Below are 24,650 nucleotides of genomic sequence, written 5' to 3'. Positions count from 1 at the left end.
AGCCGCCAATCTGGATGAACTGATGGCCTGGGTCGGCCTGCGCGAGCGCGCCTCGGCCCTGCCGCCGGAACTCTCGGGTGGCGAACGGCAGCGTGCGGCGCTGGCGCGCGCGCTGATCATGTCGCCCGACGTGATTCTTGCCGATGAACCCACGGGCAACGTGGATTGGGAGATGTCCCAGCGCCTGATGCAGCTGCTGATCGAACTGAACCGCATGGGCAAGACGATCCTGATTGCCAGCCACGATCTGCAGCTGATCCGGTCTGCCAAAAGCCATGTGCAGGCGCGTGTTCTGCGCATCTCGAACCGCAGGCTGCAGCTGGCGGGGGCGGATCTGTGATGAGGCTGGATCTTAGGCAGCTTGTGGCGCGCGACCAAAGCGCCGACAGGGTTGTGCCGCCCACCGGGTTCACGGCAAACCTGACTGTTTTCGCCTCGGCCGCGATGGCGTTTCTGGCGGTCTTTGCGCTGGCGCTGTCCCTGGCGACGGGCCGGCTGGCGGATCGCTGGGCGGAAGAACTGGCGCGCAGCGCCACGCTGCGCATCAGCGCGCCGGCCGATCAGATGGCCACCCAGACGGAAGCCGCGCTGCGCGTGTTGCGCCAGACGCCCGGTGTGGCCAGCGCCCGCGCGCTGAGTGACGAGGAACAGGCCGCCCTTCTGGCCCCGTGGTTCGGGGTTGATCTGCCCATTGGGCAACTGCCGGTGCCCCGTCTGATCGAGGTGCTGGAAACCGCCGAAGGGTATGACGCCACCGGGCTCAGGCTGCGGCTGGCGGCGGAAGTGCCGGGCGCGGTTCTGGACGACCACACCCGATGGCGCAGACCGCTGGTCGAGGCGGCAGATACCCTCAAGCGGTTGGGGCTGGTGTCGATCCTGCTGATCATCGGGGCGATGGCGGCGATGATCACGCTGGCGGCGAATTCGGCGCTTGCAGCCAATGGGCAGGTGATCGAAGTGCTGCGCCTTGTCGGTGCGCGCGACACTTACATCGCGCGGGCTTTCGTGCGCCGCTTTACTCTGCGCGCGCTGGCGGGCGCCACGGTTGGGACGGTGCTGGGCGTGCTTGCCGTGTCGCTGCTTCCTTCGGCCAATGCGGATGGCGGCTTCCTGACCGGGCTTGGGTTTCAGGGTCTGGGCTGGTTCAGCCCGGTGATCATCCCGATCCTTGGCGCGGTTGTGGCCTTTGGCGCAACGCGCTATGCGGCGGACCGGGTTCTGAAGGGGTTGAGTTGATGCCGAAACCTGTGCGCGCGGTGATATCGCTGATCTTTGTGGTGCAGAATGCGCTGGCGATGCTGGTTCTGGGGTTGGTCTTCGCGCCCTGGGCGCTGGTGTCCAAACGCGGCGCGCTGACCGCCTGCAAGACCTATTGCCGGTGGGTGCTGTGGACGGCGCGCTGGATGGTGGGCATCCGCTATGATGTGCGCGGTACGCCACCCACGGGCGAGGTTCTAATCGCTGCCAAGCACCAGTCCTTTCTGGATATCATGCTGATTTTCTACCATGTGCCCTGGGCGAAATTCATCATGAAGCGCGAGTTGCTGTGGACACCCATCATCGGGCTTTATGCCAAGCGGCTGGGCTGTATTCCGGTCAATCGCGGCAAGAAAGGCGCGGCGATTGCGAAGATGGTCAAGGACGTGGCCAAGGAATTCGCCGAACCCGGGCAGTTGATCATCTATCCTCAGGGCACGCGCGTCTCTCCGGGGGATTACAAGCCCTATAAGGTGGGTACGGCGGTTCTGTATGAGGGGCTGAAGGAGGTCTGCGTGCCGGTCGCGACCAATGTGGGGCTGTTTTGGCCCAAGGGGACGATCATGCGCTATCCCGGCACGGCTGTTGTCGAGTTCCTTGATCCGATCCCTCCAGGCGTGGCCCGCGATGCGTTCATGCAGGATCTGGAAACCCGGATCGAAGGCCATTCGAACGCTTTGATGAAGGAGGCGGGGTTTGACGCAGTACCTGACGGATATCGCGGCGCTTGAAGCGCTGTATGGCAGGCCGGGCGCGCCGTCGCTGCGCAAGGTGGCCGGTCATCTGACCCCGCTTTACCGGAAGTGGATCATGGCCTCGCGGTTGTGTGTTCTCAGCACGGTAGGCCCCGATGGCACCGATGGCAGCCCACGTGGCGATGACGGGCCGGTGGTGCTGGAATTGGACGCGAAGACCCTGGCCATGCCTGACTGGCGCGGCAATAACCGTCTGGATTCGCTGCGGAATATTGTGTCGGATGGGCGGGTGTCACTGATGTTTCTGGTGCCTGGCTCCAACACGGTGGTGCGGGTGAACGGAACCGCGCGGCTGACCGCGGATGAGACGATGCGCGCGCGGTTCGACCGGAAGGGACGGCGGCCTGCAACGGTGATCGTGATCTCCATCGCGGAGGTTTACACCCAATGCGCGCGGGCCCTGATGCGCGCCGGTATCTGGTCGCGCGATGACAGTAACGGTCTGCCCAGCCCCGGTGAGATCCTGGCCGAAGTCAGCGCGGGCGAAGAAGGCGGCGCGGCCTATGACGCGGAATGGCCCGCGCGGGCTGCAAAGACCATGTGGTGATCGGAAGGCGCGGCTGCGCCGCATTTTGTTCATGGGATGGGGGACGCTGTCCCCCAAACCCCCTGGGATACTTTTGACCCCAAAGAAGCAGGATCACGCGGCCTGGGCCCCGATGGCGCGTACCTGAGTCATCCATTTGGCAACCAGCCCGGGTTTGGGATGGCTTGCGCCTGCAAACCAGGTGAACCGGGCGGGTTTGATGCCGACAAAGCCCAGGATCTGCCCTTTGAGCTGCCAGATCAGCGCGCGGCGATACATCAGGCGCATGAACCAGCCCGGTGTGTCTGAGGTGAGGATGACGCGCGCCGTGCGCCCGGTGAGAACCGGAGAGGGCATGCCGGTGACTTTCAGGTTGCGAGTATCAAACGTGCGCCCGGGGATGAAGGTGCGGTCGATCAACCCTTTGAGGCGGGCGGGCAGGCCGCCCCACCACATGGGTGTGGTCAGCACCAGATGGTCGCACCATTCGATATTGCCCAGCACTTCTTCAAGGGCGGGTTCGAGAGGTTTGAAATCGACGAAGCTGCTCTGCCCGAAATCCTCGTCAAATTCGAGATGGCTGAGATGCGCGATGCGGACGTCATGCCCTGCATTGCGCGCGGCGTCGGCATAGGTTTCTGCCAATCCGCGCGAGAGGCTGTGTTCTGCGGGGTGACCGTTCAGCATGAATATCTTTTTCTGTGCCATGATGTGCTCCAATATTGACCGTGGTCATTTATTTGGCGCAGAAATTAACCGCGGTCAATATTAAATTTGACCACGGTCAGAAAAAATGCGATCAAGGGGCATGGCAAAAGCAGTTCAACAACGCACATTGAAAACCCGCGCCCGCCTTTTGGAGGTGGCGCAAGCCCTTGTGAAACAAGGCGGATATGAAGCTTTGCGGGTGGAGGAGGTGGTGCTTGGCGCAGGTGTCGCCAAGGGCACGTTCTTTGCCCATTTCCGTGACAAGGATGCGTTGATGGAGATCCTGATCGGGGCGGAACTGGACGCCTGTCTGGATCAGGCAGAGGCAGGGGAGACCCCTGATTCTGTCGACGCGATCGTCGCCGCGCTGGCCCCGTATCACCGCTGCATCAGCGCCGAACGCTATGTGTTCGATGTCGCGCTGCGCTATTCGGGGGCGGCAGCGATTGCTGAGATCGGGCCGATCGCGCGCACCTTCGAGCGGTATTTCCGGCTGGTGGAAGGGTGGATGGCCTCGGGGCCGTTCCGCCGCGACGTGTCGCCCGCGCTTCTGGCTGAAGGCGTGCAGGCCTTTGCGATACAGGCGCTGTCGCTGCAGTTTTGCGCACTTCATGAGGCCACGGCGTTTGAAGACCGGTTGAAGGTCTATCTTGACGCGTGGCTGTTGCCCGGCAGTTAACCCGCCGGGCGCATGGGCTTAGCTGTGGATCGGGCCGTCGCCGCAGGCGAGGGCCGCTTCGCGCACGGCTTCGGAATAGGTCGGATGCGCGTGGCATGTCAGTGCCAGATCCTCGGCCGAGGCTCCGAACTCCATCGCAACGCAGATCTCGTGGATCAGATCGCCCGCGGCGGGGCCGATGATGTGGGCGCCCAGGATGCGGTCGGTGTCTTTGTCGGCGAGGATTTTGACAAACCCGTCGGCGGCGAAATTGGCCTTGGCGCGGCCGTTGCCCATGAAGGAGAACTTGCCGACCTTGTAGTTACGGCCTTGTTCTTTCAGGGTTTCTTCGGTCTCGCCCACATTGGCGACTTCCGGGTGGGTATAGATCACACCGGGGATCACACCGTAATTCACATGCCCATGTTTGCCCGCGACCTGTTCGGCGGCGGCCATGCCCTCATCTTCGGCCTTGTGCGCCAGCATGGGGCCGTCGATGCAGTCGCCGATGGCGTAGATGCCTTTGACATTGGTCTGCCAGTCCTTGCCCACCTGGATCTGGCCGCGGGGCGACATCTCGACCCCCAGTGCTTCAAGGCCCAGCCCGTCGGTGTACGGTTTGCGGCCTGTGGCGACGAGGACGACGTCGGCATCTAAGTCATGTTCGCTGTCATCCTTGCGCAGTTTATAGGTGACCTTGGCCTTCGACTTGGTCGCTTCGGTCTTTTGAACCGCTGCGCCCATGATGAAGGTAAGGCCCTGTTTCTTCAGGGTTCTCTGGAAGGTTTTCTGGACCTCGGCATCCATGCCGGGGGTGATTGCATCCAGATATTCGATCACCGTGACATCGGCCCCAAGGCGGCTGTAGACGGAACCCAGTTCCAGCCCGATCACGCCTGCGCCGATCACAACCATCTTCTTCGGCACCTTGCCCAGTTCCAGCGCGCCGGTGGAGGTGACGACAACCTTCTCGTCGATCTCCACGCCCGGCAGGGAGGACGGCTCGGAGCCTGTGGCGATGATGATGTTCTTGGCCGTGTGGACCTCGTCGCCGACCTTGACCTTGCCCGCTTCGGGGATGGAGCCCCAGCCCTTCAGCCAGTCGATCTTGTTCTTTTTGAACAGGAATTCGATGCCCTTGGTGTTCTGGGCAATGGTGTCGTCCTTATAGGCCAGCATCGCTTTCCAATCCACGGACGGCGCTTTGCCCTTCAGGCCCATGGCGGCGAAATTGTGTTCTGCTTCGTGCAGCATGTGGGAGGCGTGCAGCAGCGCTTTCGACGGGATACAGCCCACGTTCAGGCAGGTGCCGCCCAGTGTCTCCCGGCCCTCCACACAGGCGGTCTTCAGGCCCAGTTGCGCGCAGCGGATGGCGCAGACATAGCCGCCGGGGCCGGAGCCGATGATGATGACGTCATAATTTGCCATGGGGGTCTCCTTTGAGGAAATCGGGTGTGCACAATACGTGCACAGCGCGTGCACAACCCGTGCACCGATGATGTGAATTTCGGGATATGAGGGACGGGCCGCGCATCAGATCAGGGCCGCGATCAGCATGAGCGTTGTGGCGCCAAATCCCACCATCCAGATCAGGCTGCGCCACGGGGCGAGGCCGAAGTAATAGGCGGGGACATAGAAGATGCGCGCGATCAGATAGGCCCAGGCGCAGGCGGCGGTGACGGGCGTGGACTGATCGGCCAGCGTGACGACGACACAGGCGATGGTGAAAAGGATCAGCCCTTCGAAATGGTTGTTCATCGCGCGCAAAAGGCGGGCGGTTTTGTCCGACAGAAGGTCTTCGATCGAGCCGCCCATACGGGAGCGGTCGCGGGGGGAGGCCGTTTTGCGCGGGCCCAGTTCCATATTGGCCGGGACCGCCATCAGAACGAATTGGACGACCTGAAGGAGCGCTGCAAGGGTGAGGGCGGTGAGTTCGGGGGTCATTGTTTCGGGCAGCTTTCCGTATTGCTGGAGGCTTCAAGGAATACCACTCGTGCTTTCATTTCGTTCAACTCAGCCTTCAGATCAGTGGCTTCCTTCGAAAATTGATTTCTTTCAGACACGATTTGTTCCGCGGATGCGACTAATCCTTCGCAGCGATCCTCTTGGATCGCGCTCACGATCGCGTTGTTTGCATTTGCCTCATAGGCCCCATGCGACTTGCCAATAAAGTAAGTTGCGAGCGGTAAGCTGAAAGCCAAAAGAACGAAGATTACTCGCAAAACAACCAATTTTCGTTGTCCTTTTCGGTTCGGCTAGGTGGGTTATCACCCACCCTACGGACTTGCTGGTTGAGAGACCCTCGGGGCAGGCCCGAGGGCGACGGCCAGTGTCAAAGGTCCATCAACAACCGACGCGGATCCTCCAGCGCCTCTTTCACGCGCACCAGGAAGGTCACGGCGCCTTTGCCGTCGACGATCCGGTGGTCGTAGGACAGCGCCAGATACATCATCGGACGGATCACGATTTCTCCGCCAACGACCATGGGGCGGTCCTGGATTTTGTGCATGCCCAGGATGCCCGATTGCGGCGGGTTGAGGATGGGCGAGGACATCAGAGAGCCATAGACGCCGCCGTTTGAAATCGTGAACGTGCCACCCTGCATCTCGGCCATGGACAATTTGCCGTCACGGGCGCGTTTGCCTTTTTCGGCGATGGCTTTTTCGATCTCGGCAAAGCTCATGCGGTCGGCGTCGCGGATGACCGGAACCACCAGGCCTTGGGGCGTGCCGGCGGCGATGCCCATATGGACGAAGTTTTTATAGACGATGTCGGTGCCGTCGATTTCGGCGTTGACCTCCGGAACCTCCTTCAGCGCGTGGCAGCAGGCTTTGGTGAAGAAGGACATGAAGCCCAGGCGGACGCCGTGTTTCTTCTCGAACTCGTCCTTGTACTGTTTGCGCAGCTCCATGCAGGCGCCCATGTCGACCTCGTTATATGTCGTCAGGATGGCGGCCGTGTTCTGCGCGTCTTTCAGGCGCTTGGCGATGGTCTGGCGCAGTCGGGTCATCTTCACCCGTTCTTCGCGCGCGGCGTCTTCTGCGGCCACGGGCGCGCGGGGTGCGGTGGCAGGTGCTGCGGCGGGCGCTGGGGCCTTGGCGGCGGCGACGGCCTTGGCCACGTCTTCCTTCATGATGCGCCCGTCGCGGCCTGTGCCGCTAACCTGATCGGCGGAAATGCCTGCTTCGGCCATGGCTTTTTCCGCCGATGGCGCGTTCGCCACGTCTTTGCCCGAGGCAGCGGCAGGGGCAGCTGCAGGCGCTTCGGCAGGTGCCGCGGCAGTGGCCGCAACAGCACCGGAGGAGGAGATCACCGCCAGTTTGGCAGAGGCTTCAACGGTCGCACCTTCCGGCGCCACGATTTCCGCCAGAACACCTGCGGCGGGTGCAGGGACTTCGACGCTGACCTTGTCGGTTTCCAGCTCACACAGCATTTCGTCCTGCGCCACGCTGTCACCCACGGCTTTGAACCATGTGCTGACGGTGGCCTCGGTCACGGATTCGCCCAGCGTGGGAACCATCACGTCGATGCTGTCGCCACCGGATGCGGCCGGGGCCGCGGCAGTCTCTTCCTTCGCCGCAGGGGGCTCTCCCACCGGGGCGCCGTCGCCTTCGGCGATGGTGGCCAGAAGCGCATCAACGCCCACGGTTTCGCCTTCGGCGGCGACGATGTCGCCCATGGTGCCTGCCACGGGGGAGGGGACCTCGACCGTCACCTTGTCGGTTTCCAGCTCGCAGAGCATTTCGTCCACGGCAACCGCGTCGCCGGGATTCTTGAACCAGGTGGCAACCGTGGCCTCGGTCACGGATTCGCCCAGCGTGGGCACGCGCACTTCGGTGGTCATTGTCTCAGTTCCCTTCAATCGTCAGCGCTTCGTTCACCAGCGCGTCTTGTTGAGCTTTGTGTTGGCTGGCCAGACCCGTCGCAGGGCTGGCAGAGGTCGAGCGGCCCACGTAACGCGGACGCTGATGTTTGGCTTCGATGCGGCTGAGCACCCATTCGATATTGGGTTCGATGAAGGTCCAGGCGCCCTGGTTCTTGGGCTCTTCCTGGCACCAGATCATCTCGGCCCCTTTGAAGCGCTCCAGTTCCTTGACCAGAGAGATCGCAGGGAACGGATAGAACTGTTCGATCCGCAGCAGATAGATATCGTCGATGCCGCGGGCGTCGCGTTCTTCCAGAAGGTCGAAATAGACCTTGCCGGAACACATCACGACGCGCTTGATCTTGTCGTCGGCTTTCAGCTTGGTGTCGGAGTTGCCCTTTTCCGCATCGTCCCACAGCACGCGGTGGAAGGAGGAGCCGGTGGTGAAATCCTCGGTCTCCGAAATCGCCAGCTTGTGACGCAGAAGCGATTTCGGCGTCATCAGGATCAGCGGTTTGCGGAAATCGCGGTGGATTTGTCGACGCAGGATGTGGAAATAGTTCGCGGGCGTCGTGCAGTTGGCGACGATCCAGTTGTCTTGCCCACACATCTGCAGGAAGCGTTCCAGGCGGGCGGAGGAGTGTTCCGGCCCTTGCCCTTCGAACCCGTGGGGCAGGAGGCAGACCAAACCGCTCATCCGCAGCCATTTGCTTTCGCCTGAGCTGATGAACTGATCGAACATGATCTGCGCGCCGTTGGCGAAATCGCCAAACTGCGCTTCCCAGAGTGTCAGCGCATTGGGTTCGGCCAGCGAATAGCCGTACTCAAATCCCAGCACCGCGTATTCCGACAGCATGGAGTCGATCACCTCGTACTGCGCCTGCCCCTCGCGGATGTTGTTGAGGGGGTAATAGCGTTCCTCGGTTTCCTGGTTGATCAGGCCGGAATGGCGTTGCGAGAACGTGCCGCGGGTCGAATCCTGACCGGCCAGACGGACGGGGTACCCTTCGGTCAGCAGCGAGCCAAAGGCCAGCGCTTCGCCCGTGGCCCAGTCAAAGCCTTTGCCGGTGGCAAACATCTCTTTCTTTGTCTCAAGCAGGCGCGCGACGGTTTTGTGCATCGGGAAACCATCGGGTACGCGGGTCAGCGCCTCGCCCACCTGGGCGAAGGTTTCCGGCGCGATGGCGGTGTTGCCGCGTACATAGTCTTCCTTGTTGCGGTCCAGATGCGACCACCGCCCGTCCAGCCAGTCGGCCTTGTTGGGTTTGTAATTCTTGCCAGCCTCGAATTCGTCATTCAGATGCGCCTGGAACGCGGCTTTCATATCCTCGATCTCGCCTTCGGGGATCAGGCCATCTTGCACCAACCGTTCGGTATAGAGCGAGAGCGTGGTCTTGTGCGTCTTGATCTTCTTGTACATCACCGGGTTGGTGAACATCGGCTCATCGCCTTCGTTATGGCCGAACCGGCGATAGCAGAAGATGTCGATGACCACGTCCTTGTGGAATTTCTGGCGGAATTCGGTGGCGACCTTGGCGGCGTGCACCACCGCTTCGGGATCGTCGCCGTTCACGTGGAAAATCGGCGCCTCCACCATCAGCGCGATATCCGTGGGATAGGGGCTGGAGCGCGAGAAGTGCGGCGCCGTGGTGAACCCGATCTGGTTGTTCACGACGATATGCATGGTGCCGCCGGTCTTATGGCCCTTTAGGCCCGAGAGGCCAAAGCCTTCGGCCACAACACCCTGACCCGCAAAGGCCGCGTCGCCATGGAGCAGGATGCCCATTACTGCGGTGCGGTCATGGTCGTTCAGCTGATCCTGCTTGGCGCGGACCTTGCCCAGCACAACGGGGTTCACCGCCTCAAGGTGCGATGGGTTTGCCGTCAGCGACAGGTGGACATTATTGCCGTCAAATTCGCGGTCGGACGAGGCGCCAAGGTGGTATTTCACATCGCCCGAGCCATCCACATCTTCGGGCTTGAAGCTGCCGCCCTGAAATTCGTTGAAGATCGCGCGATAGGGCTTGCCCATCACGTTGGCGAGGATGTTCAGACGCCCCCGGTGGGGCATGCCGATGACGATTTCCTTCAGACCCAGCGCGCCGCCGCGCTTGATGATCTGTTCCATCGCCGGGATCAGGCTTTCGCCGCCATCAAGGCCAAAGCGCTTGGTGCCCATGTATTTGACGTGAAGGAATTTTTCGAACCCCTCAGCCTCGACCATCTTGTTGAGGATGGCTTTGCGGCCTTCGCGGGTAAACGCGATTTCCTTGCCGTAGCCTTCGATGCGTTCCTTCAGCCAGGCGGCCTCTTCCGGGTTCGAGATATGCATGTATTGCAGCGCGAAAGTGCCGCAATAGGTGCGTTTCACGATCTCGACGATCTGGCGCATGGAGGCGACCTGAAGCCCCAGCACATTGTCGATGAAAATTGGGCGATCCATGTCGGCGTCGCCAAAGCCGTATGTTTTGGGGTCGAGTTCGGGATGCGGGGTTTGATCGCGCATGCCCAGCGGGTCAAGATCGGCCACCAGATGCCCCCGGATCCGGTAGGCCCGGATCAGCATCAGCGCGCGGATTGAATCCAGCACGGCGCGTTTGATCTGGTCGTCGGAGACCTCGACACCCTTCTCGGCCGCTTTGGCCTTGATCTTGTCGCCCGCGGCTTTGACCTCGGTCGCGGCTTCGGCCCATTCACCGGTCAGCGCGCTGGTCAATTCATCTGACGGCATCGGCGGCCAGTCGCCCCGCGCCCATGACGGACCTGCGGCCTCTTTCTTCACGTCCAGTTCCGCGTCGCCCAGTTGGCGGAAGAACTCGGCCCAGCTTTCATCGACAGCATTCGGGTCATTGGCGAAGCGCGCGTACATCTGTTCGAGATATTCCGCGTTATGCCCCTGCATGAAGCTGGAGGCGTGGAAGAGGTCGTTGGGGCTTTGGTCTGTCATGTCTCTGTCTCCCAAATCAGGTCCGTAGGGCGGGCTTCAGCCCGCCTTGCGGGGTGGCGGGCTGAAGCCCGCCCTACGGCTTAGCCAATCGCTTCCAGAACAGCTTCGCCCAAGCTCGCCGGGCTTTCGGCCACCACGATGCCTGCGGATTTCATCGCTTCGATCTTGTCCTCGGCGCCGCCTTTGCCGCCGGCGACAATCGCGCCCGCGTGGCCCATGCGACGGCCCGGAGGGGCGGTGCGGCCTGCGATGAAGCCTGCGGTAGGCTTCCAGCGGCCCTTTTTCTTTTCGTCGGCGAGGAACTGAGCGGCCTCTTCCTCGGCCGATCCACCGATCTCGCCGATCATGATGATCGCTTCGGTTTCATCATCGGCCAGAAACCATTCCAGCACGTCGATATGTTCGGTGCCCTTGATCGGGTCGCCGCCGATGCCCACGCAAGTGGACTGGCCCAGACCCACATCGGTGGTCTGCTTTACCGCCTCATAGGTCAGCGTGCCCGAGCGGGACACGACGCCCACCTTGCCGCGCTTGTGGATATGGCCGGGCATGATCCCGATTTTGCAGGCATCGGGTGTAATCACGCCGGGGCAGTTCGGTCCGATCAAGCGGGACGACGACCCTTCCAAGGCGCGTTTCACCTTCATCATGTCCAGAACCGGGATACCTTCGGTGATGCAGACGATCACTTCCATCTCGGCATCGATGGCCTCCAGGATCGAATCCGCGGCGAAGGGCGGCGGCACATAGATCACGGTCGCGTTGGCGTCAGTTACATGCTTGGCCTCGTGCACCGAGTTGAACACGGGCAGGTCCAGATGGGTCATGCCGCCTTTGCCGGGCGTCACGCCCCCCACCATCTTGGTGCCATAGGCAATGGCCTGTTCGGAATGGAATGTGCCCTGGCTTCCGGTGAAGCCCTGACAGATGACTTTGGTGTTTTCGTCGATAAGTACAGCCATGATGTTTCTTGTCCCTCTTAGGCGGCAGGCTTGATGGCGAGTGCCTGAATATTGTCGTCCAGCCAGATTTTGTGGCGATTGACGAGTTTGAAGTCGAACCCGGCGCGCTGAACGGTGTCTTTCAGCGTGGCGGGGGTGAAATAGGTGACGTGGTCAGGGTGGCGGAAGCCGGGCCAGTCCGCGCCGGATACCTTGCGGTTCAGCGCGGAAAAATTGGGCACACGGATATAGATACGCCCGCCAGGCCGCAGCGCACGAAAGGCGCCTTCCAGAACTGCGGGGAACTGAACCTCGTGCTCCAGATATGAAGACATCACGATCCCGTCGAAGAAGTTTTCGGGGAAATCGAAGATGCGCTCGGCCCCGGCGCCTTGCAGGCAGTACCCGCCCGCCGCGCGCATCACCTTGTCCGCGCCCTCGGCGAAGTGTTTGCTCAGTTCTATGCCAAACGGCACATTGGGCGGCCCCATGCGGATCAGATTGGCGCAGCCGATATCCAGCATGCGGCCCGTGCCCAGAAGACGGGTATAAAAGCGCTGATTGTCACCGCGAATGCGCTTGGCGATACCGCGTACAGCGCGGGCAAAGCGTTTCAGGCGGCCACGTTTCTTTTCCCGCTGCGCGGCTTCGGTCGCAAACTTGGTTTCCCAGGCCAGGTCTTCGGCCTCCAGCGCGTCATAATCGACAGGGTTGCGCAGATAGACCAGAGCGCACGCGTCGCATTGCCCGATGCGCCAGGGGTCTGGCGCAAGCTCCGGCAGATCCGAGATGCTCTCGGATCCGCAGGCAGGGCAGGGGCGATACGTGCTCATGATGCTCATGTCGGCTGTTGCGTGCAGGGCCTTACCCCTTGACCGCTTTCACGATCTTTTCGGCACCGTCGCGCAGGTTGTCAGCGGCAATCACGTCAAGGCCCGAGGTGTTGATGATCTCTTTGCCTTTTTCGACATTGGTGCCCTCAAGGCGGACAACCAGCGGCACTTTCAGCCCCACTTCCTTGACCGCGGCGACAACGCCCTCGGCGATCACATCGCAGCGCATGATGCCGCCGAAGATATTTACCAGAATGCCTTTGACGTTCGGGTCCGAGGTGATGATCTTGAACGCCTCGGTCACTTTTTCCTTGGTCGCACCGCCGCCCACATCCAGGAAGTTGGCAGGCTCGGCGCCGTACAGCTTGATGATGTCCATTGTCGCCATGGCCAGGCCCGCGCCGTTCACCATGCAGCCGATCTCACCATCCAGCGCGATATAGTTCAGGTCGTATTTCGACGCCTCAAGTTCCTTGGGGTCTTCCTCGGTCGTGTCGCGCAGCTCGGCGATATCGGCGTGGCGGTAAAGCGCGTTGCCGTCGAAGCTGACCTTGGCGTCCAGCACTTTCAGATCGCCGCTGTCGGTGACAATCAGCGGGTTGATCTCAAGCATCTCCATGTCTTTTTCGACAAAGGCTTGGTAAAGCGTGCCCATCAGTGACACGCATTGTTTGACCTGCTTGCCTTCCAGCCCCAGCGAGAACGCGATGCGGCGGCCGTGGAACGGCTGGTAACCCGAGGCCGGGTCAACGCTGAAGGACAGGATCTTTTCCGGGGTCGCGGCGGCAACCTCTTCGATGTCCATGCCGCCTTCGGTCGAGCAGACAAAGCTGATGCGGCTGGTCTGGCGGTCGACCAGAAGGGCCAGATACATCTCGGTCTCGATGCCCGAGCCGTCTTCGATATAGATGCGGTTCACCTGCTTGCCCGCCGGGCCGGTCTGATGGGTCACCAGCGTGCGGCCCAGCATCTTCTTGGCTTCCTCGGCGGCTTCTTCCACCGATTTGGTCAGGCGCACGCCGCCTTTTTCACCCGCGTCGGCTTCCTTGAACTTACCCTTGCCGCGACCGCCCGCGTGGATCTGAGCCTTGACCACCCACATCGGGCCATCCAACGCCCCGGCTGCGGTTTTTGCTTCTTCGGCTTTCAGCACAACGCGCCCGTCGGAAACCGGCGCGCCATAGCTGCGCAGGAGGGCTTTGGCCTGATATTCGTGGATGTTCATTGGAAACTGTCCCGTTTTGCTTTGATTGCAATGAGCTATAAGGTGAGCTTGAGTGCCCCGTTAAACGATAATTTGACGCAGGGCAGGGTTTTGCAGGCAAAAACCGACATTTGTGATCACAGGGTAAAAAAGTGTGATCACAAATCGCAATCCGGTATCGCAAAATCACTCTGGATCAGAGAATCACGGGCCTTGCCGGTCGGTCCGGCTAACACCGCGCAAGGCTGCGGCGCCTCGGTTTTCCGAAAGACGGCAGGGCGGAGCCTGACCAAGGAACCGCAACCCGGAGCGCCTGCGCCAGAAGGCAATCACGGATAAAGGCCGCGCGTCCGAAACTCGAAAGAAAAACGCCGCCCGCGATCCTGGACCGGGGCGGCGTTTCGCGTTTCTGTCTTAACCGGTTTATGCCAGCGAACTGTCGATGCCCTTACATGCCTCGACAAGGCCTTTCACGGCGTTGACTGAACTGTCAAACATGACCTGTTCGTCCTTGGTCAGCTTGATGTCGACAACCTTCTCGATGCCGCCCGCGCCGATGATGGTGGGCACACCCACATACATGCCTTTCAGGCCCATTTCGCCGTCGCAATAGGCGGCACAGGGCAGCAGGCGCTTCTGGTCTTTCAGATAGGCTTCCGCCATCTCGATTGCCGAGGTGGCCGGTGCATAGAAGGCCGAGCCGGTCTTCAGCAGGCCAACGATTTCTGCGCCGCCGTCACGGGTGCGCTGCACGATGCCGTCCAGTTTTTCCTGTGTGGTCCAGCCCATATCGACCAGGTCGGGCAGCGGGATGCCCGCAACGGTGGAATAACGCACCAGCGGCACCATCGTGTCGCCGTGGCCGCCCAGAACGAAGGCGGTGACGTCGCGCATCGACACGTTGAACTCGAGGCTCAGGAAGTGGCGGAAGCGTGCGCTGTCCAGAACGCCTGCCATGCCGCAAACCATGTTGTGGGGCAGGCCGGAGAATTCGCGCAACGCCCAGACCATCGCGTCCAGCGGGTTGGTGATGCAGATGACAAAGGCGTTCGGCGCGTGATCGCGGATGCCTTCGCCCACGGATTTCATGACCTTCAGGTTGATGCCCAGCAGGTCATCACGACTCATCCCCGGTTTGCGAGGCACACCGGCGGTGACGATGCACACGTCTGCGCCTGCGATATCTTCGTAAGACTGGGTGCCGGACATTGCCGCGTCAAACCCTTCCGAGGGGCCCGATTCCGCGATGTCGAGGGCTTTGCCTTCCGGCGTGCCTTCGGCGATGTCGAACAGGACCACGTCGCCCAGTTCTTTGATTGCTGCAAGATGGGCAAGCGTGCCACCGATTTGACCTGCGCCGATCAGCGCGATCTTGGGTCTGGCCATTGGATGTCTCTCCGGTCCGATGAAATTTCGCCGCTGGGTTAGTGCGTTATAGCTGTTCTTGCAAGGGAGAGCATCTGCGGCATGTCGCGCGCCGGGGCCTGTTCGGGGGCTTTTGAACCAGTTAAGGCTTTGACCAGCAAGGCCGTTGGAGACCCCCGCATGCTGGAACTGAACTTTGAGTTTTTCGCAATCGCGGGGCCTGCGGTTCTGTTTGCCGGGATTTCGAAGGGCGGCTTCGGGTCAGGCGCTGCCTTTGCGGCGGCGGCGATTCTGGCTCTGGTGGTCGAACCGGGCCTGGCGCTGGGCGTGATGCTGCCCTTGTTGATGCTGATCGACGTGGCGACGCTCCGCCCCTATTGGCGGAAATGGAGTTTTCCGGACGCCAAAGTGCTGATCCTGGGCGGCGTGCCGGGGGTGGCCTTGGGGGCCGCGCTTTATTCCGTGGCCGATGCCGATCTGTTCCGGTTGCTGATCGGGGGCATTTCCATCGCTTTCGTCGGCTGGCAGATTGCGCAGGCGCGCGGCCTGATCCGGCCCGCGAAAAAACGCTTGCCGATCTGGGCGGGCTGGGTCGCGGGCGCTGTGGCCGGATTCACCAGTTTTGTCAGCCATGCGGGTGGCCCGCCGGCGGCGGTTTACATGCTGTCCCAACGTCTGAGCAAAACGCAGTTTCAGGCCACGACCGTCCTGCTGTTTTGGGTCATCAACATCGTGAAGTTCTTGCCCTACGCCTTTCTGGGGCTGTTCACGCTGGAAACCCTCAAGGCCAATGTGGTGCTTGCGCCCTTCGCGCTTCTGGGCGCGTGGCTGGGTGTAAAGGCGCATCATCTGGTGCCCGAATGGCTGTTTTTCAGGATCACCTACGTTCTGCTTGTGGTCACCGGGTCGAAACTGATCTGGGACGCTTTGACCTGAGCGGGCAAAGATTTTTCAAAAATCTTGGCCCGTCATTCGCGTCATGCATCGTCGTCCGTGTTGGGCAGCGCTTCGGCCAGGGTCTCGTATGCCTGGCCCGAGGCCACAAGGCAGGTAATGCCCGATGGCAGGGTGACGGTAATCGTCCAGGTCCCTGTCTCGGCCGAGGCGAAGGTCTCGACGATCTGGCCTTCCCCGCCCAGCCCGATGCTTTGGCGGCTTTCGCCATAGGTGTCGGCCAGCCGTTCGATCACCATTGCGCGCGGGGCGCAATTGGCGCTTTGGGCCGATACCTCTGTCGCGGCCAGAGCCAGCAGGCCAAATCCGAGGGTGAGTTTGAAAACCGTCTCGTTCATCTTGTGCCCTTTCCCAATGTCCGGGCGATACCGCCCGGTGGCGAGTGCACCGGAATTCCGGCGCGTCATATGGGGAAAGACTGTCGGATAACCTCTGAAAACAGGGTTAACGCAGCGGACGTTGCGGCGGCTCTGCTGCAGTGCGGCACATTTCGCTTGAACATTTCGGTCAAAAACTGCACCCATTCGCGCAATTTTATGTCTCAAGCCCGGAGAGTCGCATGGACCATCGCGCCCGCCCCTATCGTTCCGTCCTTTACATACCCGGCTCGAAACCGCGCGCATTGGACAAGGCGCGGGGCCTGCCCGTGGACGCGATCATCTTTGATCTGGAAGACGCGGTGTCGCTGGAAGAAAAGGTCAACGCGCGCGCCACGTTGAAAGAGGCTTTGGCCCAGGGCGGCTATGGCAACCGGGTCAAGATCGTGCGGATCAACGGGCTGGATACGGAGTGGGGCGCGGATGACGCGGCGGCTGTGACACAGATGGATGCGGATGCCGTTCTGCTGCCCAAGGTCGACAGCCCCGCCGATCTGGATGCGCTGGCGGCGATCACCGGCGATCTGCCGATTTGGGCGATGATGGAAACGCCGCGCGGTATGTTGAACGCGGACGCCATTGCCGCGCATCCCAAACTGCAGGGCATGGTGATGGGCACCAACGATCTGGCCAAGGAATTGCAGACGCGGTTCCGCGCGGATCGGGTGCCTTTGCTGACCTCGCTGGGGCTCTGTCTGCTGGCGGCCAAGGCCAATGGTGTCGTAATTGTCGATGGCGTCTACAACGCGTTCAAGGATGATGAGGGGCTGAAGGTCGAATGCGATCAGGGCCGCGACATGGGCTTTGATGGCAAAACGCTGATCCACCCGGCGCAGGTCGAGGTGACGAACACGGCATTTGCCCCGTCCGAGGCCGAAGTGGATCTGGCCCGCCGCCAGATCGCCGCGTTCGAAGAGGCCGAGGCCGCAGGGCAGGGCGTCGCCGTTGTGGACGGCAAGATCGTGGAAAACCTTCACGTTGCGACCGCACGCGAAATTCTGGCAAAAGCCGATGCAATCGAAACCATGGCTGCGGGGTAAACGCACATGAGCTGGCTTCTTCTGATCCTTGGCATCGCGGTCTGGTGGGGCGCGCATCTGTTCAAACGCATGGCCCCGGCAAAGCGCGCCTCAATGGGCGATCCGGGTAAGGGCATTGTGGCCGTCTTGCTGGTTGTCTCCATCGTGCTGATGGTGATCGGCTATCGCGGGGTTGAGTTCATCAACGTCTGGTATCCGCCGAGCTTCATGGTGCATATCAACAACCTGCTGATGCTGATTGCGCTCTATCTGTTCAGCCCGGCGGCCAAGCGCGGCAAGCTGATCTATGGCATGCGCCACCCGATGCTGATTGGCTTCAAGACATGGGCGATTGCGCACCTGTTGGTGAATGGCGATCTGGCCTCGATCATCCTGTTCGGCGCGTTGCTGGCCTGGGCCGTGGTTGAGGTGATTGTCATCAACCGCTCCGAACCCGGCTGGGTCAAACCGACGGAACCCGGCACGATTGCCAAGGATGCGATGTTCCTTGTGGGGTCTGTCGTGCTGCTGGCCGTGATCGGCTATATCCACAGCTGGCTGGGTGTGTGGCCCTTCCCGTCATGACAACGCTTTACCGTCTGCTGACCGAGGAAGACACGTCCGCCTTTTGCCACAAGGTGTCAGACGCGCTCGCCAAGGGGTGGGAGCTTTATGGCGATCCGACTTATGCGTTTGATCAGGCCTCGGGCGTGATGCGCTGCGGGCAGGCGGTGATCAAGCGCGTCGACGCCCCCTATACCCCCGATATGAAGCTTGGAGAGCAGTAAATGGCCAAAACCAATCCCGGCCGGTTTTTCGAAGATTACGCCGTTGGCCAGGTGATCGACCACGCGGTTCCGCGCACCGTGTCGGGTGGGGAACGGGCCTTGTACCACGCGCTGTATCCCGCGCGGCATGCGTTGTATTCGTCCGATGCGTTCGCGCAGGCTTGCGGGTTGCCGGGCAGTCCGATTGACGATCTGGCGGCGTTCCACGTGATCTTTGGCAAGACGGTGCCGGATGTGTCGCTGAACGCATTGGCCAATCTGGGATATGCCGAGGGGCGCTGGCTGAAACCTGTCTATCCCGGCGATACGCTGCGGTCGTCGTCGGAGGTGATCGGGCTCAAGCAGAACTCAAACGGCAAGACGGGCGTGGTTTACGTCCGCACGCGAGGGATGAACCAGCGCGATGAGATCGTGATGGAATATTGCCGCTGGGTGATGGTGCGCAAACGCGACGTGGACGCGCCTGCGCCTGAGACTTTGGTGCCAACGCTGAAAGCGCCTTTGCTGGTGGAGGATCTGGTTGTTCCCGAGGGGCTCGATTTCTCGAATTACGATTTCACACTGGCCGGAGAGTCGCATCGCTGGAGCGATTATGAGGTGGGCGAGCAGATCGACCATGTCGATGGTGTGACCATCGAAGAGGCCGAACACATGATGGCCACCCGCCTGTGGCAGAACACGGCCAAGGTGCATTTCGATGCGACCTTCCGGTCTGATGGGCAGCGGCTGATTTATGGCGGGCATGTGATCTCTATGGCGCGCGCGCTGTCATTCAACGGGCTCGCGAATGCGCAGATGATCGTGGGGCTGAATGGCGGGGCGCATGCGAACCCGTGTTTCTCGGGCGATACGGTCAAGGCGTGGTCCGAGGTGTTGGACAAGGCCGAGACATCGGCCCCCGGTGTCGGCGCGCTGCGTCTGCGGCTGGTGGCCACGAAAGGTGGCGAACCCTTTGCGCTGAAAGGCGAGGATGGGAAGTACGACCCGAATGTGCTTCTGGACCTGGATTACTGGGCGCTGTGCCCGGTTTAAGCCGGGGTTTTGGGTATTTTGAGCCAGAAAGAAGCAGGGTGTCTGTGCACTTCTTTTTGAGGTGCAAATTGCGTCCGCGTTGATAGGGTTTGGATATGCGCGTGCTGTCTGCCCTTGCCGGTTTCCTGCTGTCTGTCGTTCCCGTGGCGGCCTGCGATCTGGCGTTGGTTCTGGCGGTAGATGTCTCAGGCTCGGTCGATGCGCAGGAGTATCGCATTCAGATGGATGGGTTGGCCGAGGCGCTGCGCGATCCGGTGGTGTCGGAAGCGCTTGTGCGGGCCGAGGCGAAGCTGATGCTGGTCCAATGGACCGGGGCAACGCGGCAGCGGGTGACCATTCCCTGGACGCAGATGACCAGCTTTATCGCGGTGGAAAGCTTTGCGGCTGCGGTGGCCAGCGATCAGCGGGTGTGGCGTAACTATTCGACGGCTGTGGGGGAGGCGTTGAGTTTCTCGCTGAGCCAATTTGCCGATGTGCCGGATTGTACGCGACATTTGATTGACGTGTCGGGCGATGGTCCGTCGAATGAAGGGATTTCGCCGGAGGGGCAGCGCAGCGCCTTGCGCGCGGCGAAGGTGACCGTGAACGCGATCGCGATCGAAGAAAGCGAGCCTGATCTGACCGCCTATTTCTTCGAGAATGTCATCACCGGCGAAGGTGCCTTTGTCGAAACTGCCGCCGATTTCGAGGATTACCCGGAAAAAATCCGACGTAAGCTGCTGCGGGAGATCACGAAACAAACCGCTGACGCGCCTTCGTGCGACTCGCCCCTGGTGGTGGTACAACCAGTTTCGGAGCGTTTGCGTTAACGTGTGATCACACAGAGACAAACTGTGATCACAATGCGGATTTTTCTGCACTGCCGCGCCAAAAAACCGCGCCTTGCGGCCACCTGTCCGCGTGACAGTTGCGCCAGATGCGTTAGTAAAGATGCCAAGGGAACCGAAAGGACATGACCGATGGCTGATGTGAACCGGGGTAATCGCCCGCTTTCGCCGCATCTGAGTATTTACCGCCCGCAGCTGACCTCGATGACGTCGATCCTGACACGGATCACGGGGAACGCGATTTTGGTCGCCGCTTTACTGATCGTTTGGTGGTTTCTGGCGGCCGCAACCTCGCCCGAGTATTATGCCGTAGCAAACGGAGTGCTGACCAGCTGGTTCGGGGATCTTGTTCTGACGCTGTCGCTCTGGGGGCTGTGGTATCACACTCTGGCGGGCATCCGTCACCTGATCTGGGACAATGCCCTGGCGTTGGACATTCCCACGGCGGAAAAGCTGGGCTGGGCCTGCATCGGCGGGTCGGTTCTGCTCACCGTTCTGACCATCGCCGTCATCTGAGGAGGCTGACATGCGTTATCTGACAGACCGCAAACGCGCCACCGGCATGGGGTCGGCGAAAACCGGGACCGAACACTTCTGGGCGATGAAAGTCAGCTCGGTCGGGCTTTTGGTTCTGATCCCGCTGTTCCTGCTGACCTTCGGCCCGATCCTGGGCAGCGATTACGAGACGATGGCGGCCTATTACGCCAAGCCGTTCCCGGCGATTGTGGCCGCGCTGACGATCGTCGTGGCCTTCATGCACTTCAAAGACGGTGTCCAAGTGCTGATCGAAGACTATGTCCACGGTCTGGCACAGAAAATTCTGATTATCGCGATGATCTGCCTGAGTTACGCCGCAGCGGCGACGGGCGTGTTTGCCATCGCGAAACTGGCGCTTTGATCGGCGTCTGAGAGGAGACAAGATATGGCTGCATATGATTACGAGACGCATGAATATGACGTCGTGGTCGTGGGGGCAGGCGGCGCGGGTTTGCGCGCCACCCTTGGCATGGCCGAACAGGGGCTGAGAACGGCCTGTATTTCCAAGGTGTTCCCGACACGCTCGCACACGGTGGCGGCTCAGGGTGGCATCGCGGCGAGTTTGGGCAACATGGGTCCGGACAGCTGGCAGTGGCATATGTATGACACGGTCAAGGGCTCGGACTGGCTGGGTGACACCGACGCGATGGAGTACCTGGCGCGCGAAGCGCCCAAGGCGGTCTATGAGCTGGAACATTACGGCGTGCCGTTTTCGCGCACGGAAGAGGGCAAGATCTATCAACGCCCCTTTGGTGGCCACACCACCGAATTCGGCGAAGGCCCCCCGGTGCAGCGGACCTGTGCGGCGGCTGACCGGACCGGACACGCGATCCTGCACACGCTTTATGGCCAATCGCTGAAGAACAATGCGGAATTCTACATCGAATATTTCGCCATTGATCTGTTGATGAGCGAAGACGGTCAGTGCCAGGGTGTGCTGTGCTGGAAGCTGGATGACGGCACGATGCATGTCTTTGCTGCGAAGATGGTCGTGCTGGCCACGGGCGGTTACGGCCGGGCCTATTTCAGCGCGACCTCGGCCCATACCTGCACCGGTGACGGTGGCGGGATGACCGCACGGGCCGGTCTGCCCCTGCAGGATATGGAATTCGTGCAGTTCCACCCCACCGGCATCTATGGATCGGGCTGCCTGATCACCGAAGGCGCCCGGGGCGAGGGTGGGTACCTTACCAACTCCGAGGGCGAGCGGTTCATGGAACGCTATGCGCCGACCTACAAGGATCTGGCATCGCGCGACGTGGTCTCCCGCTGCATGACGCTTGAGATCCGCGAAGGGCGCGGTGTGGGCGCGGATGGCGATCACATCCACCTGCACCTCAACCACCTGCCGCCGGAAACCCTGGCCGAACGTCTGCCGGGCATTTCGGAAAGCGCGCGTATCTTTGCCGGTGTGGATGTCACCAAGGAACCGATCCCGGTTCTGCCCACGGTGCATTACAACATGGGCGGTATCCCGACGAATTACTGGGGCGAGGTGCTGGCCCCCACTAAGGACAATTCCGAAGCGGTTGCGCCCGGGCTGATGGCCGTGGGTGAGGCGGGGTGCGCCTCGGTACACGGGGCGAACCGGTTGGGGTCGAACTCCCTGATCGACCTCGTGGTCTTTGGCCGCGCCGCTGCGATCCGCGCGGCGGAAGTGGTCGATCCCAAAACGGCTGTTCCGACGCCCAGCAAACGGTCGATCGAGGCCGCCTTCAGCCGCTTTGACGGTCTGCGCCATGCCAATGGCCACACGCCTACCGCGGCGCTGCGCCTTGAGATGCAGAAGACGATGCAAGCCGACGCTGCCGTCTTCCGCACCGACAAGACGCTGGCCGAAGGTCAGAAGAAGATGGAAGACGTGGCTAGCAAACTGTCTGACCTGAAGGTCACCGATACCTCTCTGGTGTGGAACTCCGACCTGATGGAAACGCTGGAACTGACCAACCTCATGCCCAATGCGGTCGCCACGATCACGGCCGCTGCGGCGCGCAAGGAAAGCCGGGGTGCCCACGCTCACGAGGATTACCCTGACCGCGATGACGAGAACTGGCGCAAGCACAGCCTTGTCTGGTTCAAGGGGAACAAAGCCTCGCTGGGCTATCGCGGTGTGATCACGCAGCCGCTGACCAGCCATAATGACGGTGGGATCGACCTGAAGAAAATCGCACCAAAGGCGAGGGTGTACTAATGCGCAGCCTCTTGATCAAAACCGCGTTTGTTCTTGCCGCGTTGTGCCCTGCTGCGGTCGCTTCCGCCAATACGGTCGACGCGTTCGTACAGGAATGCGTCGCCCGGACCGGCGCGCAAGGGGCCTTCGCGGTATCGACCGCTGGGCAGGTGCCCCAGGTTGCCGCAGGGGCCGGGGCCACGCAGAAAGACGCGGCGGCGGTCAATGATTGCCTGCTGGATCGGTATCAGGTGCAGTTCGCTGTGGGCAGTGCCGCTCAGCCAACGGCGCAAAGCGGCAACTGCGAAGCGCTGCGCCGAGGCCGCATTCCGTCGTCTGCGCCGCTGGGCGGGTTGTCCGCGCAAGCGCGGGCCAACCGCGCATATCAGGAGTGCCTTGCCGCAGGTCCCTCACCAGAAGCAGGTCCTGGCATCGTGGCTTTGGACGAATGCGGACGCGGATCCAACGTCTTTCAGGGGGGCAGCGCCTATTGCCGCGACTAGTGATCTCGTTGATGGGGTGTGTCTGTCTGATGGCCTGCACGCAAACGCAGCAACTGGCCGATGACGTGGCGCGGCGCAGCGCCAAGGCAGCGGTCAGCGAAGCCTTGGTGACACGGTTTCCAACCGTGCCGGAGGCCGCTGTGACCCCGTTCACCGATTGCATCATCGACAATTCCACCGCCCGCGAAATCGGCGAATTCGCCAAGGACGCGGTGATCGGCACGTCGGAAACAACCGTCTCCCTGATCCGGGGCGTTCTGGCCCGGTCCGAGACGCAAACATGTGTGGCCCGCCAGGGCTTTGCCGCCCTGACAGCGGCCTGAGAGGAGAACAGCAAATGGTTCAACTGACCCTCCCCAAGAATTCGCGCATCAAAACGGGCAAGACATGGCCCAAACCTGAAGGCGCGACCAATCTGCGGAAATTCCAGATCTATCGCTGGAACCCGGATGATGGCGAAAACCCCCGGGTGGATACCTATTTCGTGGACATGGACACCTGCGGCCCGATGGTTCTGGACGCGCTGATCAAGATCAAGAACGAGATCGACCCGACCCTGACCTTCCGCCGGTCCTGCCGTGAAGGCATCTGCGGGTCCTGCGCGATGAATATCGATGGGATCAACACGCTGGCCTGCATCTATGGCATGGACGAAATCAAGGGCGACGTGAAGATTTACCCGCTGCCGCACATGCCGGTGGTGAAAGACCTGATCCCGGATCTGACGCATTTCTATGCACAGCACGCCTCGATCATGCCGTGGCTTGAGACCAAGACAAACCGCCCCGCGAAAGAATGGCGCCAGTCCATCGAAGACCGCAAGAAACTAGACGGTCTTTATGAATGCGTGATGTGCGCGTCCTGTTCGACCGCCTGCCCGTCCTATTGGTGGAACGGGGACCGGTACCTTGGGCCCGCAGCCCTGCTGCACGCCTATCGCTGGATCATCGACTCGCGTGATGAAGCCACGGGCGAGCGGCTGGACGATCTGGAAGATCCCTTCAAGCTGTATCGCTGCCACACGATCATGAACTGCGCCAAGACCTGCCCCAAAGGTCTGAACCCGGCGAAAGCCATTGCAGAGATCAAGAAGATGATGGTGGAACGCACCGTCTGATCCCGTCTGAGACGGCTGGTATTACGGGGCGCGGTCTTTAAACTGCGCCCCATGCATATTGTGCTGGGCTTTCTTGTCGCTTTCGTCATTGTTGTGCTGCTGACCCGGTCGCGCGCAGCGACGCGCGCCTGTCGCTGGCGCGAGGAGCGGTCGGGCAATCGCGGTGCCTTGCGCAAGTATCGCTGCATGGCCTGCGGTGCCGAGGCATTCACCTCTACCGATGGCCCGCCAGACACATGCCGCGATCCGAACAAACGTGGTTAACGA

Annotated in this window: 29 protein-coding genes; 18 read left to right on the top strand and 11 right to left on the bottom strand. The window is 61.3% G+C overall.

The window, feature by feature from the left end:
• From TR61_RS06765 to TR61_RS06750, 4 genes are all read left to right on the top strand, one after another.
• Window positions 1-340, top strand: a 340-nt coding sequence (locus TR61_RS06765; protein ID WP_157440839.1) for an ATP-binding cassette domain-containing protein, incomplete at its 5' end; no start/stop codon positions are given.
• The gene (locus TR61_RS06760) at window positions 340-1,236 is read left to right on the top strand and encodes a cell division protein FtsX (protein ID WP_050929153.1); all 897 of its coding nucleotides are present in this window, start codon (window positions 340-342) and stop codon (window positions 1,234-1,236) included. The genes TR61_RS06765 and TR61_RS06760, both read left to right, overlap by 1 nt.
• Window positions 1,236-1,988 (top strand): lysophospholipid acyltransferase family protein, encoded by a 753-nt coding sequence (locus tag TR61_RS06755; RefSeq protein WP_050929152.1) that lies wholly within the window; start codon window positions 1,236-1,238, stop codon window positions 1,986-1,988. Before TR61_RS06760 ends, TR61_RS06755 begins: the two co-directional genes overlap by 1 nt.
• Entirely contained in the window at window positions 1,954-2,559 is a 606-nt protein-coding gene (locus TR61_RS06750) for a pyridoxamine 5'-phosphate oxidase family protein (protein WP_050929151.1), read from the top strand. The genes TR61_RS06755 and TR61_RS06750 overlap by 35 nt, the downstream gene beginning before the upstream one ends.
• A 93-nt stretch (window positions 2,560-2,652) precedes the next feature.
• On the opposite strand, the gene TR61_RS06745 is transcribed toward TR61_RS06750, so the two are convergent.
• Entirely contained in the window at window positions 2,653-3,246 is a 594-nt protein-coding gene (locus TR61_RS06745) for an NAD(P)H-dependent oxidoreductase (protein ID WP_050929150.1), read from the bottom strand.
• Between the two features lie 100 nt (window positions 3,247-3,346).
• Here TR61_RS06745 and TR61_RS06740 point away from each other — a divergent pair, with 100 nt between their 5' ends.
• On the top strand, window positions 3,347-3,925 hold the full coding sequence (locus tag TR61_RS06740) for a TetR/AcrR family transcriptional regulator (RefSeq protein ID WP_050929149.1): 579 nt from the start codon (window positions 3,347-3,349) through the stop codon (window positions 3,923-3,925).
• An 18-nt stretch (window positions 3,926-3,943) separates the two neighbouring features.
• On the opposite strand, the gene lpdA is transcribed toward TR61_RS06740, so the two are convergent.
• The 9 genes from lpdA to mdh all read right to left on the bottom strand — a co-directional run bounded on the left by lpdA (window position 3,944) and on the right by mdh (window position 15,080).
• Complete coding sequence (gene lpdA / locus TR61_RS06735) at window positions 3,944-5,332, bottom strand: dihydrolipoyl dehydrogenase (protein WP_050929148.1); 1,389 nt, start codon at window positions 5,330-5,332, stop codon at window positions 3,944-3,946.
• Window positions 5,333-5,437: 105 nt separating this feature from the next.
• Window positions 5,438-5,848 carry an MAPEG family protein gene (locus TR61_RS06730; protein ID WP_050929147.1) on the bottom strand — a complete coding sequence of 137 codons (411 nt, stop codon included), beginning with the start codon at window positions 5,846-5,848 and terminating at the stop codon, window positions 5,438-5,440.
• Window positions 5,845-6,135 (bottom strand): hypothetical protein, encoded by a 291-nt coding sequence (locus TR61_RS06725; RefSeq protein WP_050929146.1) that lies wholly within the window; start codon window positions 6,133-6,135, stop codon window positions 5,845-5,847. Before TR61_RS06725 ends, TR61_RS06730 begins: the two co-directional genes overlap by 4 nt.
• Window positions 6,136-6,236: 101 nt before the next feature.
• Entirely contained in the window at window positions 6,237-7,748 is a 1,512-nt protein-coding gene (odhB, locus tag TR61_RS06720; protein WP_050929145.1) for a 2-oxoglutarate dehydrogenase complex dihydrolipoyllysine-residue succinyltransferase, read from the bottom strand.
• 4 nt (window positions 7,749-7,752) lie between these two features.
• Window positions 7,753-10,716, bottom strand: coding sequence for a 2-oxoglutarate dehydrogenase E1 component (locus TR61_RS06715; RefSeq protein WP_050929144.1), 2,964 nt, complete (start codon window positions 10,714-10,716; stop codon window positions 7,753-7,755).
• Between the two features lie 80 nt (window positions 10,717-10,796).
• Window positions 10,797-11,678, bottom strand: coding sequence for a succinate--CoA ligase subunit alpha (gene sucD / locus TR61_RS06710; protein WP_050929143.1), 882 nt, complete (start codon window positions 11,676-11,678; stop codon window positions 10,797-10,799).
• A gap of 17 nt (window positions 11,679-11,695) precedes the next feature.
• On the bottom strand, window positions 11,696-12,499 hold the full coding sequence (locus tag TR61_RS06705; RefSeq protein ID WP_050929142.1) for a class I SAM-dependent methyltransferase: 804 nt from the start codon (window positions 12,497-12,499) through the stop codon (window positions 11,696-11,698).
• A 22-nt stretch (window positions 12,500-12,521) separates the two neighbouring features.
• Window positions 12,522-13,715 (bottom strand): ADP-forming succinate--CoA ligase subunit beta, encoded by a 1,194-nt coding sequence (sucC, locus tag TR61_RS06700; RefSeq protein WP_050929141.1) that lies wholly within the window; start codon window positions 13,713-13,715, stop codon window positions 12,522-12,524.
• Window positions 13,716-14,117: 402 nt separating this feature from the next.
• Window positions 14,118-15,080, bottom strand: coding sequence for a malate dehydrogenase (gene mdh, locus TR61_RS06695; RefSeq protein ID WP_050929140.1), 963 nt, complete (start codon window positions 15,078-15,080; stop codon window positions 14,118-14,120).
• Window positions 15,081-15,239: 159 nt separating this feature from the next.
• Between mdh and TR61_RS06690 the strand changes: the two genes are divergently transcribed.
• Complete coding sequence (locus tag TR61_RS06690; RefSeq protein WP_050929139.1) at window positions 15,240-15,995, top strand: sulfite exporter TauE/SafE family protein; 756 nt, start codon at window positions 15,240-15,242, stop codon at window positions 15,993-15,995.
• A 41-nt stretch (window positions 15,996-16,036) separates the two neighbouring features.
• Here the strand turns inward: TR61_RS06690 and TR61_RS06685 are convergent, their stop codons facing one another.
• Window positions 16,037-16,351 (bottom strand): hypothetical protein, encoded by a 315-nt coding sequence (locus TR61_RS06685; protein ID WP_050929165.1) that lies wholly within the window; start codon window positions 16,349-16,351, stop codon window positions 16,037-16,039.
• Window positions 16,352-16,572: 221 nt separating this feature from the next.
• On the opposite strand from TR61_RS06685, the gene TR61_RS06680 reads away from it, so the two are divergent.
• From TR61_RS06680 to TR61_RS06625, 12 genes are all read left to right on the top strand, one after another.
• Complete coding sequence (locus TR61_RS06680) at window positions 16,573-17,430, top strand: HpcH/HpaI aldolase/citrate lyase family protein (RefSeq protein ID WP_050929138.1); 858 nt, start codon at window positions 16,573-16,575, stop codon at window positions 17,428-17,430.
• A gap of 6 nt (window positions 17,431-17,436) precedes the next feature.
• Window positions 17,437-17,994, top strand: a complete 558-nt coding sequence (locus tag TR61_RS06675; protein WP_050929137.1) for an NnrU family protein — start codon at window positions 17,437-17,439, stop codon at window positions 17,992-17,994.
• On the top strand, window positions 17,991-18,197 hold the full coding sequence (locus TR61_RS06670; protein WP_050929136.1) for a DUF1737 domain-containing protein: 207 nt from the start codon (window positions 17,991-17,993) through the stop codon (window positions 18,195-18,197). The genes TR61_RS06675 and TR61_RS06670 overlap by 4 nt, the downstream gene beginning before the upstream one ends.
• On the top strand, window positions 18,198-19,229 hold the full coding sequence (locus TR61_RS06665) for a MaoC family dehydratase (protein WP_050929135.1): 1,032 nt from the start codon (window positions 18,198-18,200) through the stop codon (window positions 19,227-19,229). It abuts the gene before it with no gap.
• 95 nt (window positions 19,230-19,324) lie between these two features.
• Window positions 19,325-20,038, top strand: a complete 714-nt coding sequence (locus TR61_RS06660; RefSeq protein WP_050929134.1) for a DUF1194 domain-containing protein — start codon at window positions 19,325-19,327, stop codon at window positions 20,036-20,038.
• 150 nt (window positions 20,039-20,188) lie between these two features.
• A complete protein-coding gene (sdhC, locus tag TR61_RS06655) occupies window positions 20,189-20,572 on the top strand; it encodes a succinate dehydrogenase, cytochrome b556 subunit (protein WP_050929133.1) in 384 nt (127 codons plus the stop codon).
• Between the two features lie 10 nt (window positions 20,573-20,582).
• Window positions 20,583-20,954 (top strand): succinate dehydrogenase, hydrophobic membrane anchor protein, encoded by a 372-nt coding sequence (sdhD, locus tag TR61_RS06650; protein WP_050929132.1) that lies wholly within the window; start codon window positions 20,583-20,585, stop codon window positions 20,952-20,954.
• A gap of 24 nt (window positions 20,955-20,978) precedes the next feature.
• On the top strand, window positions 20,979-22,784 hold the full coding sequence (sdhA, locus tag TR61_RS06645; protein ID WP_050929131.1) for a succinate dehydrogenase flavoprotein subunit: 1,806 nt from the start codon (window positions 20,979-20,981) through the stop codon (window positions 22,782-22,784).
• Complete coding sequence (locus tag TR61_RS06640; RefSeq protein ID WP_050929130.1) at window positions 22,784-23,266, top strand: hypothetical protein; 483 nt, start codon at window positions 22,784-22,786, stop codon at window positions 23,264-23,266. The genes sdhA and TR61_RS06640 overlap by 1 nt, the downstream gene beginning before the upstream one ends.
• 11 nt (window positions 23,267-23,277) lie before the next feature.
• Window positions 23,278-23,589 (top strand): hypothetical protein, encoded by a 312-nt coding sequence (locus TR61_RS06635; protein ID WP_050929164.1) that lies wholly within the window; start codon window positions 23,278-23,280, stop codon window positions 23,587-23,589.
• A gap of 14 nt (window positions 23,590-23,603) precedes the next feature.
• Window positions 23,604-24,383 (top strand): succinate dehydrogenase iron-sulfur subunit, encoded by a 780-nt coding sequence (locus tag TR61_RS06630; protein ID WP_050929129.1) that lies wholly within the window; start codon window positions 23,604-23,606, stop codon window positions 24,381-24,383.
• A 51-nt stretch (window positions 24,384-24,434) separates the two neighbouring features.
• The gene (locus tag TR61_RS06625) at window positions 24,435-24,647 is read left to right on the top strand and encodes a hypothetical protein (protein ID WP_050929128.1); all 213 of its coding nucleotides are present in this window, start codon (window positions 24,435-24,437) and stop codon (window positions 24,645-24,647) included.
• The last annotated feature ends 3 nt before the right edge of the window (window positions 24,648-24,650 follow it).

It is taken from the genome of Aestuariivita boseongensis (assembly GCF_001262635.1).
Classification (GTDB): Bacteria; Pseudomonadota; Alphaproteobacteria; order Rhodobacterales; family Rhodobacteraceae; genus Aestuariivita; species Aestuariivita boseongensis.
Note: the sequence above shows the minus strand (reverse complement) of the source record. Positions and strands in the feature narration are given on the sequence as shown.

What these genes read in the sequence shown, in the direction of transcription:
- TR61_RS06760 (WP_050929153.1), top strand. Translation starts at nt 340, where the DNA reads ATGAGGCTGGATCTTAGGCAGCTTGTGGCGCGCGACCAAAGCGCCGAC.
- TR61_RS06755 (WP_050929152.1), top strand. Translation starts at nt 1,236, where the DNA reads ATGCCGAAACCTGTGCGCGCGGTGATATCGCTGATCTTTGTGGTGCAG.
- TR61_RS06745 (WP_050929150.1), bottom strand. Translation starts at nt 3,246, where the DNA reads ATGGCACAGAAAAAGATATTCATGCTGAACGGTCACCCCGCAGAACAC.
- TR61_RS06740 (WP_050929149.1), top strand. Translation starts at nt 3,347, where the DNA reads ATGGCAAAAGCAGTTCAACAACGCACATTGAAAACCCGCGCCCGCCTT.
- lpdA (WP_050929148.1), bottom strand. Translation starts at nt 5,332, where the DNA reads ATGGCAAATTATGACGTCATCATCATCGGCTCCGGCCCCGGCGGCTAT.
- TR61_RS06730 (WP_050929147.1), bottom strand. Translation starts at nt 5,848, where the DNA reads ATGACCCCCGAACTCACCGCCCTCACCCTTGCAGCGCTCCTTCAGGTC.
- odhB (WP_050929145.1), bottom strand. Translation starts at nt 7,748, where the DNA reads ATGACCACCGAAGTGCGCGTGCCCACGCTGGGCGAATCCGTGACCGAG.
- TR61_RS06715 (WP_050929144.1), bottom strand. Translation starts at nt 10,716, where the DNA reads ATGACAGACCAAAGCCCCAACGACCTCTTCCACGCCTCCAGCTTCATG.
- sucD (WP_050929143.1), bottom strand. Translation starts at nt 11,678, where the DNA reads ATGGCTGTACTTATCGACGAAAACACCAAAGTCATCTGTCAGGGCTTC.
- TR61_RS06705 (WP_050929142.1), bottom strand. Translation starts at nt 12,499, where the DNA reads ATGAGCATCATGAGCACGTATCGCCCCTGCCCTGCCTGCGGATCCGAG.
- sucC (WP_050929141.1), bottom strand. Translation starts at nt 13,715, where the DNA reads ATGAACATCCACGAATATCAGGCCAAAGCCCTCCTGCGCAGCTATGGC.
- mdh (WP_050929140.1), bottom strand. Translation starts at nt 15,080, where the DNA reads ATGGCCAGACCCAAGATCGCGCTGATCGGCGCAGGTCAAATCGGTGGC.
- TR61_RS06690 (WP_050929139.1), top strand. Translation starts at nt 15,240, where the DNA reads ATGCTGGAACTGAACTTTGAGTTTTTCGCAATCGCGGGGCCTGCGGTT.
- TR61_RS06685 (WP_050929165.1), bottom strand. Translation starts at nt 16,351, where the DNA reads ATGAACGAGACGGTTTTCAAACTCACCCTCGGATTTGGCCTGCTGGCT.
- TR61_RS06680 (WP_050929138.1), top strand. Translation starts at nt 16,573, where the DNA reads ATGGACCATCGCGCCCGCCCCTATCGTTCCGTCCTTTACATACCCGGC.
- TR61_RS06675 (WP_050929137.1), top strand. Translation starts at nt 17,437, where the DNA reads ATGAGCTGGCTTCTTCTGATCCTTGGCATCGCGGTCTGGTGGGGCGCG.
- TR61_RS06670 (WP_050929136.1), top strand. Translation starts at nt 17,991, where the DNA reads ATGACAACGCTTTACCGTCTGCTGACCGAGGAAGACACGTCCGCCTTT.
- TR61_RS06665 (WP_050929135.1), top strand. Translation starts at nt 18,198, where the DNA reads ATGGCCAAAACCAATCCCGGCCGGTTTTTCGAAGATTACGCCGTTGGC.
- TR61_RS06660 (WP_050929134.1), top strand. Translation starts at nt 19,325, where the DNA reads ATGCGCGTGCTGTCTGCCCTTGCCGGTTTCCTGCTGTCTGTCGTTCCC.
- sdhC (WP_050929133.1), top strand. Translation starts at nt 20,189, where the DNA reads ATGGCTGATGTGAACCGGGGTAATCGCCCGCTTTCGCCGCATCTGAGT.
- sdhD (WP_050929132.1), top strand. Translation starts at nt 20,583, where the DNA reads ATGCGTTATCTGACAGACCGCAAACGCGCCACCGGCATGGGGTCGGCG.
- sdhA (WP_050929131.1), top strand. Translation starts at nt 20,979, where the DNA reads ATGGCTGCATATGATTACGAGACGCATGAATATGACGTCGTGGTCGTG.
- TR61_RS06640 (WP_050929130.1), top strand. Translation starts at nt 22,784, where the DNA reads ATGCGCAGCCTCTTGATCAAAACCGCGTTTGTTCTTGCCGCGTTGTGC.
- TR61_RS06635 (WP_050929164.1), top strand. Translation starts at nt 23,278, where the DNA reads ATGGGGTGTGTCTGTCTGATGGCCTGCACGCAAACGCAGCAACTGGCC.
- TR61_RS06630 (WP_050929129.1), top strand. Translation starts at nt 23,604, where the DNA reads ATGGTTCAACTGACCCTCCCCAAGAATTCGCGCATCAAAACGGGCAAG.
- TR61_RS06625 (WP_050929128.1), top strand. Translation starts at nt 24,435, where the DNA reads ATGCATATTGTGCTGGGCTTTCTTGTCGCTTTCGTCATTGTTGTGCTG.